The 17290-nt window shown below is 45.1% G+C and carries 16 protein-coding genes; all 16 read left to right on the forward strand.

The annotated features are described in order from the left end of the window. The coding region (locus DXA87_RS14840; RefSeq protein ID WP_117505167.1) for a [FeFe] hydrogenase, group A at positions 1–1623 on the forward strand (1623 nt) is incomplete at its 5' end. A 535-nt stretch (positions 1624–2158) separates the two neighbouring features. Further along, complete coding sequence (gene pth, locus DXA87_RS14845; protein ID WP_117470477.1) at positions 2159–2734, forward strand: aminoacyl-tRNA hydrolase; 576 nt, start codon at positions 2159–2161, stop codon at positions 2732–2734. A gap of 115 nt (positions 2735–2849) precedes the next feature. Further along, entirely contained in the window at positions 2850–6560 is a 3711-nt protein-coding gene (gene mfd / locus DXA87_RS14850; protein WP_242998113.1) for a transcription-repair coupling factor, read from the forward strand. A gap of 351 nt (positions 6561–6911) precedes the next feature. After that, entirely contained in the window at positions 6912–9956 is a 3045-nt protein-coding gene (locus tag DXA87_RS14855; RefSeq protein ID WP_009273766.1) for an SrtB-anchored collagen-binding adhesin, read from the forward strand. A gap of 234 nt (positions 9957–10190) precedes the next feature. Beyond that, complete coding sequence (locus DXA87_RS14865; protein WP_004843348.1) at positions 10191–10517, forward strand: YdcP family protein; 327 nt, start codon at positions 10191–10193, stop codon at positions 10515–10517. Positions 10518–10532: 15 nt separating this feature from the next. Further along, a complete protein-coding gene (locus DXA87_RS14870; RefSeq protein WP_004843349.1) occupies positions 10533–10916 on the forward strand; it encodes a YdcP family protein in 384 nt (127 codons plus the stop codon). Positions 10917–11002: 86 nt separating this feature from the next. Beyond that, a complete protein-coding gene (locus DXA87_RS14875) occupies positions 11003–11488 on the forward strand; it encodes a DUF6560 family protein (RefSeq protein WP_004843350.1) in 486 nt (161 codons plus the stop codon). Positions 11489–11579: 91 nt separating this feature from the next. After that, positions 11580–12971, forward strand: coding sequence for an FtsK/SpoIIIE domain-containing protein (locus tag DXA87_RS14880; RefSeq protein WP_004843351.1), 1392 nt, complete (start codon positions 11580–11582; stop codon positions 12969–12971). Further along, on the forward strand, positions 12964–13455 hold the full coding sequence (locus DXA87_RS14885) for a hypothetical protein (protein WP_009905022.1): 492 nt from the start codon (positions 12964–12966) through the stop codon (positions 13453–13455). Before DXA87_RS14880 ends, DXA87_RS14885 begins: the two co-directional genes overlap by 8 nt. A 149-nt stretch (positions 13456–13604) precedes the next feature. Then, positions 13605–14801 (forward strand): MobT family relaxase, encoded by a 1197-nt coding sequence (gene mobT, locus DXA87_RS14890; RefSeq protein ID WP_025489600.1) that lies wholly within the window; start codon positions 13605–13607, stop codon positions 14799–14801. A gap of 12 nt (positions 14802–14813) precedes the next feature. Next, complete coding sequence (locus tag DXA87_RS17830) at positions 14814–14948, forward strand: DUF3789 domain-containing protein (RefSeq protein ID WP_005340705.1); 135 nt, start codon at positions 14814–14816, stop codon at positions 14946–14948. Continuing rightward, complete coding sequence (locus DXA87_RS14900; RefSeq protein WP_002323342.1) at positions 14949–15170, forward strand: hypothetical protein; 222 nt, start codon at positions 14949–14951, stop codon at positions 15168–15170. Positions 15171–15240: 70 nt separating this feature from the next. Next, complete coding sequence (locus DXA87_RS14905) at positions 15241–15867, forward strand: alpha/beta hydrolase (protein ID WP_022620533.1); 627 nt, start codon at positions 15241–15243, stop codon at positions 15865–15867. A gap of 88 nt (positions 15868–15955) precedes the next feature. Then, positions 15956–16252: a conjugal transfer protein gene (locus DXA87_RS14910; RefSeq protein ID WP_074038079.1), complete on the forward strand. Its 297-nt coding sequence runs from the start codon at positions 15956–15958 to the stop codon at positions 16250–16252. Beyond that, positions 16171–16674, forward strand: coding sequence for an antirestriction protein ArdA (locus tag DXA87_RS14915; protein WP_025489601.1), 504 nt, complete (start codon positions 16171–16173; stop codon positions 16672–16674). Before DXA87_RS14910 ends, DXA87_RS14915 begins: the two co-directional genes overlap by 82 nt. A 17-nt stretch (positions 16675–16691) precedes the next feature. Then, the gene (locus DXA87_RS14920) at positions 16692–17195 is read left to right on the forward strand and encodes an antirestriction protein ArdA (protein WP_002323345.1); all 504 of its coding nucleotides are present in this window, start codon (positions 16692–16694) and stop codon (positions 17193–17195) included. Positions 17196–17290: the final 95 nt, after the last annotated feature.

Here is a 17290-nt window from a genome sequence, read left to right on the forward strand (position 1 = left end):
GGGATCAACGAGATCGCGGCCTGCAGAGTCTGCGTTGTGGAGCTGGAAGGAAAGGAAAAACTGATCACCTCCTGCAACAATCTCGTGAAGGAAGGCATGGTCATCCATACGAACAGCCCGAAGGTCCGGAATCACAGAAGAAATACGGTCCAGCTGCTGCTGTCCCAGCATGATAACCGCTGCGTGGTCTGTCCGAGAAACGGAAACTGTGGTCTGCAGCAGGTGGCATATGATCTGAATATTCTGGAAATCCCGTTTAAGCAGGAACCGGAATATCAGCCGTGGGATAAGAATTTCCCGCTGATCCGCAATTCCGCGAAGTGCATCAAGTGCATGCGCTGTGTTCAGGTCTGTGATAAGATCCAGGGACTCGGGATTTGGGATGTGGAAGGAACCGGTTCCAGAACGACCGTGAATGTCGCAGGACATAAGACGATCGGGGAAGCGAACTGCGCTCTCTGCGGTCAGTGTATCACCCACTGTCCGGTTGGCGCCCTCTCGGAGCGCGACGATACGGAAAAAGTCTGGGAAGCGATCGAAAATAAAGAGAAGATCGTTGTGGCGCAGGTTGCCCCGGCGGTCCGCACGGCCTGGGGAGAGGAACTTGGACTCTCCGGCGCGGACGCTCCGGTCGGAAAGATCTTCGATGCATTAAAGAGAATGGGCGTCGATTACGCGTTTGATACGGTATTTTCCGCGGATCTCACGATCATGGAGGAGAGCACGGAGTTTATCAGCCGTTTCACAAGCGGCGAACTGAAAGACCGTCCGATGTTCACCTCATGCTGCCCTGGCTGGGTTCGATTTGCGAAGAGCCAGTTTCCGTATATGGTGAACTACCTCTCCACAGCAAAATCCCCGCAGCAGATGTTCGGGGCGGTCATGAAGACATATTTTGCGGAAAAACTCGGAGTTTCCCCGGATCAGATCTTTACGCTCTCCATCATGCCCTGCGTGGCAAAAAAAGGCGAGCGTGAGATGGACCTCTTCTACGGGGAGTATGCCGGACATGACGTCGATGCGGTTCTCACGACGAGAGAACTCGTGAAGATGATCCGCTCCGCCCATATCCGTCCGAATACACTGGTCGAGATCCCGGGCGACAGCCCGATGCACGCGGGAACCGGCGCCGGTGTGATCTTCGGCGCGACCGGCGGCGTTATGGAAGCAGCCCTGCGCACCGCATATTTCACCTTAAAGGGCGAGAATCCGCCGGCAGACGCGTTCCGTGCGGTCCGCAGTGAAGGATTCCAGGAAAACGCAGGAGTCCAGGAAGCGGAGTTTGCGATCGGCGACATTAAGCTGCGTACCGCAGCAGTCAGCGGCCTTGGAAATACGAGAAGACTGCTGCAGCAGATCGAGCGCGGGGAAGTCCACTACGACTTTGTCGAAGTCATGGCATGCCCGGGCGGCTGTGTCGGCGGCGGCGGACAGCCGATCCACGACGGCGAGGAGCTGGCGTTTGCGCGCGGAAAGAAGTTATACGAACTGGATGCGGAATCAGAACTCCGGTATTCGCATGAAAACCCGGATATCAAGGAGATCTACAGCGATTTCTTCGGAAAACCGATGTCCCACAAGGCACATATGCTGCTGCATACGGAGCATTGGAAAAATAAATAAAGTGTCGGTTAAATTACGGATACAGAAAAAGCACGTAGATACAGGAATGAAAAAACAATTGATTTTATGTCGAAAATTCAAGTCGAATGTCTGTGAAGGATAGTTACTGTAAACGCAAGTGTATGTGTTTCCTGAAAAGGATTGCATGAATTCTGAAAATATGGTAATCTATGAATAGATACATTCCATGACACGGAATGCACAAGGGATGAGCGCAAAAGCGCAAATCCCGCACGATTCGGACGGTACATCAGGGGGTATCTGCCGGAGTATGAAAAACGAGTATAGGATATAAAAGAATCTGCCGCTAACAGCTGTGATCATGGACGGAATGGGTGTCATGACGGAGTTGCTGGCGGCAGATTCTTGTCATAACTGCCTCTTGCACTGGACGTTCAAAACTGATAAAATGTAGAAATCAGGGGACTTTGGAAAAAGGCCCCTTAAATGCGTTGCGATTTAGAAAAATCAGATTCCGTTTTGACCGTGGAAGGGAATACCTGGCGGTCAGCGGAAATTCGAAAAGGAGATAAAAATGTTAATAATTGCAGGTCTCGGAAACCCGGGAAAGGAATATGAAAATACAAGACACAATGCAGGTTTTATGGTGATGGATGCTCTGGCGGAGAAGATCGGGGCGGACATTTCAGAGAAAAAGCACAAGGCGCTCTGCGGAAAAGGCGTGATCGGCGGGGAGAAGGTGATTCTCATGAAGCCGCAGACGTATATGAACTCCAGTGGGGAGAGTATCCGCGCGGCAGCCGATTATTATAAGGTGGATCCGGAAGATATCCTGATCGTGTACGATGATATCAGTCTGGCTCCGGGCCAGTTAAGGATCCGCGCAAAGGGAAGTGCCGGCGGTCACAACGGGATCAAGAGCATCATCGCACATCTCGGAACCCAGGAATTCCCGCGCGTGAAGGTCGGAGTCGGTGAGAAACCGGCGAGAATGGATCTTGCAGATTATGTGCTCGGACACTTCTCAAAGGAAGAGCAGGCGACGATGGATGACGCCGTGAAGGAAGCGGCCGACGCAGTCTGCGAGATCGTGAATGTCGGGATCGCGCAGGCGATGAATGATCATAACCGGAAGAAAGAAGAAAAATAAAAGAAGTATTGGTAAAATTTTGCCGCAGTGTGCGTGCGGAGAATACCTATGCACACTAACTGGAATAGAATCAGAAATATGATCGGACAGGAAACGAATAAAAACAGGAGGAACCATGGCTGAAGTTTTTGCAAATCCGCTCGCGGAGCTGGCGGAGTATACCGATATGAAACAGGATATGGATAAAGGAAAAGGTCCGATCCAGGTCAGCGGCGTGACAGATTCCCAGAAAGTTCATGTCATGTATGAACTCTCGAAGGAACATCCGTGGCGCCTTGTCGTGACGTATGATGACAACCGGGCGAAGGAGATCTATGATGATTTCAGCTATTTTGAGCCGAATACATGGCTGTACCCGGCAAGAGACCTTCTGTTTTACAGCTCTGATATCCACGGAAATCTCCTGACGAGACAGCGGATGCAGGTGTTTAAACACCTTTTGGAGGACGAAGGCGGCGTTGTCGTGACGACCGTGGACGGTCTCATGGATCATCTTCTGCCGCTTTCCATGATCAGGGAGAGCTGCCTGAACATCATGGCGGGACAGACGCTCGATATCGAGGAGATCAAGACACAGCTTACGAACATGGGATATGAGCGGATGGGACAGGTCGATGGAATGGGACAGTTTTCGGTCCGCGGTGGAATTCTCGATGTCTTTCCGCTTACGGAGGAGGTCCCGGTCCGGATCGAACTCTGGGGAGACGAGGTGGACTCGATCCGCTCGTTTGATGCCGAGAGCCAGCGCTCGATCCAGCAGATGGACGCGGTCACGATCTACCCGGCAGCAGAACTGATCCTCACGAAGGAACATATCGAGGATGGGATCCTGCGCCTGGAGTCAGAGGGAAAGAAGCAGGAAAAGACCTTCCGCGATCAGAAAAAGCCGGAGGAAGCGACGCGGATCCGGCGGGCCGTCGGAGAGCTTGTGGAATCCTTGAGAGAGGGATTCGATGTGCAGACATTGGATGCGTATATCCGGTATTTCTGTAAGGACACGGTGTCATTTCTGGATTACATGAAAGATGTGGGAAACAGAGCTGTTTGCACGCATTCTGAGGTAAAAACGGGAGAGGAGACTGACAAGAAAACGGCAAAAGCTGCAGAGAGCGGAATGTCAGAACAAAAGGCAGGGGGGACAGGGAAAAAAGCTGTCGGTGACTCAAATAGGATAGCAGCGGGCACAGAAAAGGAATACACAGGACTCGCCCTGCTCTTAGATGAACCCCAGCGCATGAAAGAAAAAGCGGAGACCGTCGAGACGGAATTCCGGGAGAGCATGTCCCATCGCCTGGAACAGGGCTATATCCTGCCGGGGCAGGCGGACCTCCTGTTTTCATCGAAAACGATCCTGGCGGACGCGCACACGCCGCACACGATCTTCATGACCGGACTTGACCAGAGACTCCCCGGCATGACTCCGAAGGCGAAGTACAGCCTGACCGGAAAGAACTTAAATTCCTACCAGAACAGCTTCGAGATCCTGATCAAGGACCTGACGAGATGGAAGAAGGACGGATACCGCGTTGTTCTCCTCTCTGCGTCGAGGACCAGAGCGAGCCGTCTTGCGGGGGATCTAAGGGAGTATGACCTGCGGGCGTTCTGTCCGGAAGACCCGGGACAGCCGGTCGCTCCGGGGGAGATCATGGTCACCTACGGAAAACTCCATAAGGGCTTTGAGTACCCGCTGATCAAGTTCGTCGTCATCACCGAGGGCGACATGTTCGGCGTGGAAAAACGGAAGAAAAAGCGGAAAAAGTACAATTACGAGGGAAAGAAGATCAGCAGCTTCTCCGAACTCTCTGTCGGTGACTACGTGGTGCATGAGAGCCATGGTCTCGGAATCTATAAAGGAATCGAGAAGATCGAGCAGGACCATGTCATCAAAGACTACATCAAGGTCGAGTACGGGGACGGCGGAAACCTTTATCTTCCGGCGACCCGTCTGGAGGGGATCCAGAAGTATGCGGGGGCTGACGCAAAGGTTCCGAAGTTAAATAAGCTTGGCGGAACCGAGTGGACGAAGACGAAGACGAAGGTCCGCACGGCAGTCCGCGAGATCGCGAAGGAGCTCGTGCAGCTCTATGCGGCGAGACAGGATGCGGAAGGATTCCAGTATGGACCAGATACGGTCTGGCAGAAGGAATTCGAGGAGATGTTCCCGTACGATGAGACGGATGACCAGCTCACCGCGATCGACGATACGAAGCGGGACATGGAGAGCAAGAAGATCATGGACCGCCTGATCTGCGGGGATGTCGGTTACGGAAAGACGGAGATCGCACTCCGCGCGGCGTTCAAGGCGGTGCAGGAAGGAAAACAGGTCGTGTACCTGGTCCCGACAACAATCCTGGCGCAGCAGATCTACAATACGTTCGTCCAGAGAATGAAGGATTTCCCGGTCCGCGTGGACATGATGTCGCGCTTCCGGACACCGGGAGAGATGAAGAAGACAGTAGAAGGACTGAAAAAGGGGTATGTGGATATTATTGTCGGCACACACAGAGTCCTGTCAAAGGATGTACAGTTTAAGAACCTTGGACTTCTGATCGTCGATGAGGAGCAGCGGTTCGGTGTGACCCACAAAGAGAAGATCAAGCAGATGAAGCAGAACGTGGACGTTCTGACCCTGACAGCGACGCCGATCCCGCGGACTCTGCATATGAGCCTTATCGGGATCCGTGACATGAGTGTTCTCGAGGAGCCGCCGGTGGACCGTGTTCCGATCCAGACCTATGTCATGGAGTACAACGACGAGATGATCCGTGAGGCGATCCACAGAGAATTAGGGCGCGGCGGGCAGGTGTACTATGTATACAACCGTGTCAATAACATCGACGAGGTGGCAAACCATGTGGCGTCTCTCGTGCCCGACGCAAATGTGGCTTTTGCCCATGGACAGATGAATGAGCATCAGCTCGAGAAGATCATGCTGGATTTCATCAACGGCGATATTGATGTTCTCGTGTCTACAACGATCATCGAGACGGGGCTGGATATCCCGAATGCCAACACGATGATCATTCAGGACGCGGATCGTCTTGGCCTTTCCCAGCTCTACCAGATCCGGGGGCGGATCGGACGGTCGAACCGTACCTCCTATGCGTTCCTGATGTATAAACGGGATAAGATGTTAAAGGAGGATGCGGAAAAACGTCTTCAGGCGATCCGGGAGTTCACAGAGCTGGGATCCGGGATCAAGATCGCGATGCGTGACCTTGAGATCCGCGGCGCGGGAAATATCCTCGGAGCGGAACAGCATGGACACATGGAGGCAGTCGGATATGATCTTTACTGCAAGATGCTCAACGAGGCGGTCATTGCCTTAAAGGGCGGACAGGAAGAGGAGGAAACCTTTGAGACCGTGGTGGATTGCGATATCGACGCATTTATTCCGGACGGATATATCAAGAATGAGTATCTGAAGCTTGATGTATACAAGAGAATTTCCGCCATCGAGACGGACGACGAGTATATGGATATGCAGGATGAGCTGATCGACCGCTTCGGCGATATTCCGAAATCTGTGGATAACCTGCTGCGTGTAGCGGAATTAAAAGCTATGGCCCACCGCGCCTATGTGACCGAGGTGGATATCAACACCCAGGAGATCCGCATCGAACTCTACCCGAAGGCAAAGCTCGATGTCACCGGGATCCCGGCGCTTATTGCCGAGTATAAGACTGCGTTACGCTTTGCCCAGGGAGAGAAGCCGGTGCTGTTCTATCAGGATAAAGGAAAGAAGCATAAGGATTGCGAGCCGATGATGGAGAAGGCGAAGGAATTGCTGGGGAAGCTTGGGGAACTGGCTGAGAGCAGAAAATAAAAGCATATGGTAAAAATAGGGCGTGTGAAAAAATGAGAAATCATTTTTTACACGCTCTTTTAGACTAAAAACACAATAAAAATCTGATTATCCGCTAAAACACAGTATCTATCAGCATTTTCAAGGAAACAAACACATCAATTTACTACTTATTTACTACTAACGAATGAGCCTTGATACGCAAGTTTTCCTAGATATGCAAAGATATGGTACAACACATCAGTATTGAAACAAGAAAAAATTGAATAACTTATAGACTATGGAACGCCTAACATGACGTTCCTTTTCTATTTCCAGCCGTTCTTATTGGACGGCTATTTTATTACCCAAAATGAAAGGAGCATTAGATTTATGAAAAAGATGTTAAAACGATTGTGTACTGGCTTCTTAGCTCTTGCAACTGTCGTTACTACTTTACCGACGACACCCGTTCATGCAGAAAGCAAGCAATACTGGACGGAGTCAAAAGAGCGTGTCGGTATCGTTGAAAAAGTAATGAATGACGGTTCGATTGGTTCTACTTTTAACGAGGGACATTTGACCGTCGAGGGCGAGGACGCTTACTGTATCGACATTAACACAGATTTTAGGAATGGCTACAAGACCAGAATTGACGCAAGCACCCGTATGAGTGCCGACCAGATAAGCGACGTTGCCTTATCTATCGAATATGTGAAACAGTACACAGACAGCCACAGCGGAATAAGCAACAATCACGCCTACCTTTTAAGACAGCTTGTTGTCTGGCAGAGATTGAGCGTACATCTTGGCTGGCAATGCGACAACGTGAGAGCTTCTTATGATGAAATTCCAAAGGCAACGCAGGACGAAGTTTTCTCTGGTGCAAGAGCCTTTGTCAAAGAAAATAAAGGACGTTATGAATGTGGCGGTTATATCTACTCTGGCGAGGGGCAGGAATTGGGGCAATTCTGGGCGAAGTTAAATATCGGAAATGCGAAACTTAAAAAGGCTACCAGTAATACCAGCATTACAGACGGTAACGGGAATTACTCTATCGCTGGTGCAACATACGGTGTCTTTTCTGATAAGAACTGCACGAAACAGCTTGCCACTCTTACGACTGATGAAAACGGAAATACAGATGTTGTAGAGGTAAAAGCAGGCACAGTCTATATCAAGGAATTATCCGCACCAGCAGGATATAAAGTAGATAAAACTATATATTCCTTAAAGGTTGAAGCTGGAAAAACAGCGACTTTGAAAGTATCTGATACACCAAAAGTAACGGACACGTTGATTGAGCTTTTCAAGATTGATATGGAAACACAGAAAGACAATCCGCAGGGGAACGCTTCTCTAGCAGGTGCGGAATTTACATGGAAGTATTATGCAGGCTTCTATAATAAAGACAATCTCCCTGCCGAAGCTACTCGTACATGGGTTACAAAGACAATCGCTGAAACAGACAGCGACGGGTCAACCCACTACATCACAAAATTTGCGGACGCATACAAAGTATCTGGCGATAGCTTCTATATGCAGGACGGTAAAGCGGTTCTTCCACTTGGAACGCTAACCGTTGAAGAAACAAAAGCTCCAAACGGATACTTGTTAGACGGTGCATATATGCAGGCTGGCGATAAGTCCGAACAGATAAAAGACTTATACCTTACACAGATTACCGAGGACGGCGACCTTGCCGTATTATCTGGAAGTAACCAGTTTTCCGTATCAGATAAGGTTATCCGTGGCGGTGTGAAAATTCAGAAACGAGATTTAGAAACGGGCGATACCAAACCACAAGGAAGTGCAACTTTAAAAGATACTGCCTTTGACATCATTTCCTTAAATGATAATGCAGTATTGGTTGAGGGCAAGCTCTATAAGAAAAATGAAGTGGTAAAGACAATTCGTACCGATATTGAGGGTATCGCTTCTACTTCTGCTGACCTTTTACCTTATGGAAACTTCCGTATCGTTGAGAGCGAAGCACCAGACGGATATTTGACAGACGGTGCAAAACCGATTGATTTTACAATCACAGAAAATGGAAAAATCGTGGACTTAACCGACGAAGCCCATTCTATCTATAATCAGATTAAGCGTGGAGATATTGAGGGTGTAAAAATCGGTGCAGGCACACACAAGCGTCTTGCTGATGTTCCTTTTAGGATCACAAGCAAGACAACGGGCGAAAATCATATAGTTGTAACTGATGATAACGGGCAGTTTTCCACTTCTTCTGAATGGGCTTCGCATAAGCACAATACCAACGCAGGCAAGACCAGCGAGGACGGTGTGTGGTTTGGAACTTCTGAACCAGACGACAGCAAGGGTGCATTACCTTATGATACCTACATCATTGAAGAAATGCGTTGCGACAGTAACAAAGGCTTTGAACTTATCCCACCTTTTGAAATCGTGGTATCAAGAAATAACCTTGTGATTGATTTAGGAACGTTGACTGATGAATACGAAAAAGAAATCTCTATCCATACCACAGCGACCAGCAAGGACGGCGAAAAAACTATCCTTGCAGGAAAAGAGGTAACAATCGTTGATACTGTCAAATTAAACGGGCTTACAAAAGGCACAAAGTATCAGTTGAAAGGTTGGCAGATGTTAAAGGAAGAAAACGCCGAGCTTATCATTGACGGGAAACGTGTAGAAAACGATTATACCTTTGTCGCTGATGATGAAGAAATGAAAGTGGAAATTTCCTATATATTCAATGCGTCTGCTTTAGGTGGCAAGAACCTTGTTACCTTTGAAGAATTGTATGATTTCAGCAATCCAGACGAACCCGTGAAAGTTGCGGAGCATAAAGACATTGAGGACGACGGGCAGACCGTACTTATCACAGAGCGTATCATCAAAATTCATACGACTGCTACCGATAAGGACGGCAACAAAGAGCTTGAAGCTGGAAAAGAGGTAACAATCATTGATACCGTAACCTTAGAGGGCTTAGAAGTCGGTACACAGTACAAACTGGTGGGCTGGCAGATGTTGAAAAAAGAAAATGCCGAGCTTCTTATCAATGGGAAACGTGTGGAAAGTGATTACACTTTTACTGCTGACAGCGAAACTATGAAAGTGGAAGTTGCCTTTACCCTTGACGCTACTTCCCTTGACGGCAAACAGCTTGTAACTTTTGAAGAATTGTACGATTTAAGCAATCCAGACGATCCGAAGAAAGTTACCGAGCATAAGGATATTGAGGATAAGGGACAGACGATTACCTTTAAGGAAAAGCCAAAAGAACCAGAGAAACCCGAAACACCACCGACACCAGAAAAGCCAAACAGACCGAGCGACAGTCCCAAAACGGGCGATAACACAAACCTTTACGGACTGCTTGCACTTCTTTTGACCTCTGGTGCTGGACTGGCAGGTATCTTCTTCTACAAACGCCGTAAAATGAAAAAATCATAAGGCGGTAACGGTATGAGAAAAGAAAAATCACGCTCTCCGCCGAAGTTGTCAAACGGCAGACTTCCGCTTATTCTGGCTTGTCTGCCAACAACCTGCAAGAACACGGATAGTCAAGGGTGCGTAAGCATTGATTTTACCCTTTACTATCTGTGGGATTGCTGGTACTTCCCAAACCGCCAGAATAAGAAATCACAATCAATTTATCAAAAATAGAAAGAAACGAGGTAAAACAATATGGAAATGAAATATGTCGTGCCAGATATGGTACAGTCTTTTGGAACTCTTGAATTTGCAGGCGAAAGTGAGCCAGTCTTTGAAAGAGATAAAAATAACCGCAGGGTCTTAGCAAGACGAAGCTATAACCTTTATTCTGACGTACAGAAAGGCGAAAATGTTGTGGTAGAAATTCCCGTGCAGGCTGGCGAAAAAAAGTTCAAGTATGAACAGAAAGTAAAACTTGTCAATCCGAAGTTATACGGCAGAGGTTATGCAATCGGGGATATGGGACATACCGATTATGTGTTAGTTGCTGATGATATTGTAGCAGTTGAAGAAAAGTAAAGGAGTGAAGAATTTATGAGATTATCAAACGGGTTTGTTATTGACAAAGAGAAAACATTTGGAGAATTAAAATTTACAGCGGTGCGTGATGTGTTCTTACAGAATGAGGACGGGACACCGAGTACCCAGCTTAAAAAGCGTATCTATGATTTGAAGTGCAGTTTGCATGGTGGAATTATCCCCGTGTCTGTACCGCCAGAAGTACCGTTAAGAGAATTTCCGTACAATGCAGTTGTGGAGCTTGTCAATCCAGTAGCCGATACGGTATCAAGAAAGACCTATACGGGTGCAGATGTGGACTGGTATGTAAAGGCAGAGGATATTGTATTGAAGAATAAAGGCAATCAAAACGTAGGCAGTCCACAGAACCATACACCGCAGGGACAGCCGAAAAAATAGGCTTGCTGAATAGATTTTCGTTGTAGCGGATATATAAAACTGTTATAATATGGGTATGAAAAATTTAATTATAAGGAGTGCTGTTTATGATAAGAGCTATTATATTTGCTGTATTCGTTGTCCCTATTATATCTCTCGTATTAGATAAGACACAAAAAGCAACTAAAAAAGAAAAATTCACAAATACTGTTTTTGTATCACACGCCTATCAAACAGTATGTCATATTTGTTCATTGATAATGGTAGGAATTGCAATAGCTTTAGGATTGTTCATGGGATTTGATAATACGGTGGGACACTCTGTTGTTTTTGCTATTTTTGTTCTATTGATTGAATTTTGTGCGTGGGCATTAAAAAGACATAAGGTAGTAATTGACGGAAATAATTTGCGTATTACTCCTGCTGTTGGAAGAACAAGAGAAATTTCATTTAATGATATTTCCCGTTGCACAGAAAAAGAGCAAATAGGATTGAAAATATTTGTAGGAAACAAAAAAATTTGTACAGTTTCTTGCGACTGTGTTGGATATAAAGAATTTCTTGAAATGTTAAAAGAGAAAAATTTACTCTAATACGTTTCGCCCAAATAAACAGTTATATTATTTTAGCAGTTAGTCTTAGGATTGACTGCTTTTTTCATACCCAGAAAGTAGTGATTGATTTATGCAAAAGATTTTTAACAAAGGACACCGTATCAGAGCCAGCGACAAGCACCTTGTCTACCACTTTTCCATAGGAACGCTTCTGTTTGTATTCGTGGCGGTTCTCCTGCTACTGAATATCAAACAGCTCATGCGTACTGATTGGGAACATTTCAGCTTGTTAGAGAACGGCTTGACGCTTTCCCCTTACAACTTCATAACTATACTGATAGCGACTGGTGTTTGTGCATTGGTCGTTTTTCTGTATTACCACTTCTGTTACGATAGTTTCAAGAAGCTCCTGCACCGTCAAAAGCTGGCAAGAATGGTACTGGAAAATAAGTGGTATGAAGCCGATACCGTACAAGACAGCGGTTTTTTTACTGACCTGCAAAGCAGATCAAGGGAAAAAATCGTCTGGTTTCCAAAGATTTATTATCAAATGGAAAAGGGACTGCTTCATATCCGCTGTGAAATTACGCTGGGAAAATATCAAGACCAGCTTTTACGGTTAGAGGATAAATTGGAAAGTGGCTTATATTGTGAGCTGACCGACAAGACCCTGCATGACGGCTATATTGAATATACCCTGCTTTATGATATGATAGCGAACCGCATTACCATTGATGAAGTACGGGCAGAAAACGGCTGTCTGAAACTGATGAAAAATCTTGTCTGGGAATATGACGCACTCCCTCACGCTCTGATTGCTGGTGGAACGGGTGGCGGTAAAACTTATTTTCTGCTGACGCTTATTGAAGCCTTACTGCATACCAACGCTGTCCTTTACATCTTAGACCCGAAGAACGCTGACCTTGCAGACTTAGGGACAGTTATGGGAAATGTGTATCACACCAAAGAAGAAATGATTGATTGTGTCAATGCCTTTTATGAGGGAATGGTACAGCGAAGTGAGGAAATGAAGCAACACCCGAACTATAAGACGGGCGAAAACTACGCCTATCTGGGACTGCCACCCTGCTTTCTTATCTTTGATGAATATGTGGCATTTTTTGAAATGCTGGGGACAAAGGAAAGCGTGGGCTTGCTTAGCCAGTTAAAGAAAATCGTTATGTTAGGACGACAAGCAGGTTATTTCCTTATCGTTGCCTGCCAGCGTCCAGACGCAAAGTATTTCTCTGACGGTATCAGAGATAACTTCAATTTCCGTGTGGGACTTGGGCGTATCAGCGAATTAGGTTACGGTATGCTGTTCGGTTCAGATGTGAAAAAGCAGTTTTTCCAGAAGCGTATCAAGGGGCGTGGCTATTGTGATATGGGAACAAGCGTGATAAGCGAATTTTACACGCCTTTAGTCCCCAAAGGACATGATTTTTTACAAACAATCGGCAGGCTTGCACAAGAAAGACAAGTCATGCCAGAACAACAAGGAAAGGAAGATGTGATTGAATAAGGACACATTAAATGTTTATCACGCACCCACAGAGAAAAACTACCTCTGTTTGTGCTTGAATACAGATATTTTTACAACGGATTGCAGGAAATATATGTTAGATTGTTTTTTAGATTATTCTGTCAATCCAAATCTGCGATTTCATTCAAGGATAGATAAAATCATTGATGATGTTATTCGTGAAAAAATCAACATTCCTCATAAGTTTAGAATGAGGTTGGAAAGTAGACATTGCGTTGAAAGCAGGATAATCTATTTTCGATTTCGAGTTTTAGATAAGGCTTGTCTGCAATGTAATGTATTTCTTAAAGGGCTGTCTGAAGAAATGAAAGAAGCACTTTCAGATGAAAGAATAGATTTTGCGGTTATCTATGAGGGCATACAAGGTTCACAGCAGGACACAGACACGGACGACAAGGACGGGTTTTGCGGTTCTCAACCGCAAGTTCCGTTCTTGGCGGACGGGGCTTGTCCCGTCCGCTGATAAAACCCCTCGGTATCTAACAGAGGGGTACGTTTGCAAATAGACAATAGACAAAAAACATAGGAAACATAAGGCTTCTGGCATGGTTTCCTAGCAAAAATCGGCTGTGAAGTCGCCTAAAAAAACTTCACACTTTACAGATTGGGGGTATGGTTCTGAATGAAGAACAATGGATAAAAGAATTACGGGAGAAACGGATTGCTTACGGTATCTCACAAGGCAGGCTGGCGGTGGCTTCTGGTATCACAAGAGAATATCTCAATAAGATAGAAAGCGGAAAAATGAAGCCGTCAAAGGAGCTTTTGGAAACTCTGCATAAAGAACTGGCAAGGTTCAATCCAGAAGCACCGCTTACCATGCTGTTTGATTATGTGAAAATTCGTTTTCCCACGCTGGATATACAGCATATCATCAAAGACATATTAAAACTGAATATCAACTATATGCTCCATGAAGATTATGGACATTACAGTTATACGGAGCATTACTCTTTAGGGGACATCTTTATCTATACGTCGGCTGACGAAGAAAAAGGTGTCCTTTTAGAGTTAAAGGGGCGTGGTTGCAGGCAGTTTGAAAGTTACCTGCTGGCACAGCAAAGAAGCTGGTATGACTTTCTCATGGACGCACTCGTAGACGGTGGCGTGATGAAGCGTATCGACCTTGCTATCAACGACCATACGGGCATTTTGGATATTCCAGAGCTTGCGGAAAAATGCAGAAAACGGGAATATATCGGAAAGTCCAGAAGTTATAAGTTTTACCAGTCGGGCGAGCTTATCAAGCATAGAGAGGACGACAGAGAATATATGGGACGCACCCTTTATCTTGGTTCGCTGAAATCAGATGTGTATTTTTGTATCTATGAAAAGGACTATGAGCAGTACGTCAAGTTAGGGACACCGCTTGAAGAAGCCGACATTATCAACCGTTTTGAGATACGGCTTAGAAATGAACGTGCCTATTATGCAGTACGAGATTTGCTGACCTATTATGACGCAGAGCAGACCGCCTTTTCTATCATCAACCAGTATGTACGGTTTGTTGATGAAGAACCCGACAAGCGAAAAAATGAATGGAAACTCAATGACCGCTGGGCTTGGTTTATTGGCGATAACAGACAGAGCTTGAAGCTGACGACAAAGCCAGAGCCTTACACCTTAGACCGCACATTGCGTTGGGTACAAAGGCAGGTAGCACCAACCTTGAAAATGCTGAAAAAGATTGATAAAGGAAACGGTACAGACTACATGGAAACAATCGAACAGCAGGCAAAGCTCACAGAAAAGCATAAAATGATAATCAAACAGCAGACGACCCCTGCAAAAGATTTGGTGGAAAGTTAGGAGTGATAAAAAATGTGGGTATTATTAAAAGATTTCCTGCTGGTATCTATGGGAATGGGTATCGGCGTAGTCTTGATGTGTATTTTGAATGTCGGCAAAGAAGCTGACTATGAAATGAAACAATTAGAAGAAAGTGAGGACAATTAAATGAATTTCGGACAAAATTTGTATCAATGGTTTTTATCAAACGCACAGAGCTTAGTGCTTATGGCGATTGTGGTTATCGGTATCTACTTAGGGTTCAAGCGTGAGTTTTCAAAACTTATCGGCTTCTTGGTAGTTGCCTTGATTGCTGTCGGTTTGGTATTCAACGCTGGCGGTGTGAAAGATGTATTGTTAGAGCTGTTCAATAAGATTATCGGTGCATAAAATTTTATTGTGGTGCTGATATGCGAATGTTATAATGTGGATATGAAACACAGTATCTAGGAGTGATGGAATGAAATATATAATGCTTCACGGTTTGGGACAATCTTCTGAAAGTTGGAGTGATACCGTAAAAGTATTCAATGATGATTTTGAAGTTTTATGCCCTAATTTATCAGATTGGCTTTTTGGAAAAATACCATGTTATGATACATTGTATCGGACATTGGAAACATACTGTGAACAGTTTGAAGAACCGCTAAATATTTGTGGACTTTCTTTAGGTGGTATTCTTGCTATGCAGTATGCGATAGAACACCCAGAAAAAATGAACTCATTAGTGTTAATAGGCACACAATATGAAATGCCAAAGTATCTGTTAAAAATGCAAAATCTGATATTCCGTATTATGCCTTGTTCAGCATTTGAAAAAATGGGTTTTCAGAAAACAGATTTTATCAATCTATGCAAATCTATGACAGAACTTAATTTTAAACATGAACTGAAAAAAATATCATGTTCGGTACTTGTTGTCTGTGGCGATAAGGATAAGATAAATAAAAAAGCTTCTTTAGAATTGCAACAACAGATAGAAAACGCAGAAATAGCTATTATTGAAAATGCAGGACATGAAGTAAATACAGATAACCCAACACTACTAGGGCAAAAGTTAAATGTATTTTTCAAACAATATGTCTGATAAACAATTTCATATCCATACACACAAAGCAGTTAGTCTTAGGATTGACTGCTTTTTTCATACCTAAATTTCAGATTGGAGTGATGAAATGAACGATATTTTTAAGGATATGCAGGCAAAAGTCGGCTGTGAATACATTTCCGACCTGCCCTCTTACAAGCGTAAGGTGTGGCATGAAATGAAACGGCTGAACCCTGCCGACTATGAAGAAAGACAGTTAGAAGATTTTTCTAAATATGTGTTTGGTATCTCATACCAGAACTTAAAAGATGTGATGAACCAACAGAAAGGACGTGAGGAACAATGCAGGAAACAAGGGTACTGGTGGAAACGAGAGGAACAACTGACGAAGAAACAATATCATACTGGTTCGACCTGCCGATAGATGTTGCCGAGTTTGAAGAAAAGTTAGGTATCGGTGCAGAAAGTGGGGATTACTGTATTATCGAAAAGGTGTTGCCTTATGCTGATGAAGTTCACGAACATACAAGCGTGTATCAGCTCAACGAATTAGATTTTATGTACCGCCAGCTTTCAAGTGATATGCAGGAAGAATATGTATCACTTCTGACCGTATATGACAATTTAGAAGCACTTTATATTTGCAGGAACGTGATTACGGTTTATCCTGACTGCAAAAGCATGATAGATGTTGCAAGGCAAAAGCTGATGAACGACCCGACATTTAAGCATTTATCCGAGGACTGTCAAGAATATTACTTTGACTTTGAAGCCTATGCTTCTCACTTGCAGGAACACGGGAAATTTTTAGTAACAGAACACGGTATCTTTGAACTGCCAGAGTAGGAAATGAGGTGGTGGTTATGATTGATGATATGGCGGTTTACATTGCTAATCTTGGCAAATACAATGAGGGATATTTAGTCGGTGCTTGGTTCACGTTTCCCATTGATGAGGAAGATGTAAAAGAAAAAATCGGCTTGAATGAACAGTATGAGGAATACGCAATCCATGATACCGACAACTTCCCCATTGCGATTGGCGAGTATGTTTCCATTGAAGAACTCAATGAGATGTATGAAATGATAGAGGAACTTCCCGACTATATCGTAGAGTGTCTGGACGAATTTATCAGCCACTACGGGACGCTGGAAGAAGTCGTGGAACACAAGGACGATATTTATTATTATCCCGACTGTGAAACCATGACAGACGTTGCCTACTACTACATAGACGAATTGCAGGCACTTGGCGACATTCCACCCAGCTTACAGAACTACATTGACTATGAAGCCTACGGGCGAGATTTGGATATGGGCGGTTGCTTTATTGAAACAAGCCGAGGTATGTGCGAGATACCATATTAACGCTGGAAGATCAGCGACAAGCATTGTTGCTACTGACAGCGTATTTCTCTTTTAAGGGACAGTCTGAAAATGGCTGTCCTTTTCTATTTTGAAAG

It is taken from the genome of Desulfotomaculum sp. OF05-3, from assembly GCF_003435535.1.
Classification (GTDB): domain Bacteria; phylum Bacillota; class Clostridia; order Lachnospirales; family Lachnospiraceae; genus Pilosibacter; species Pilosibacter fragilis.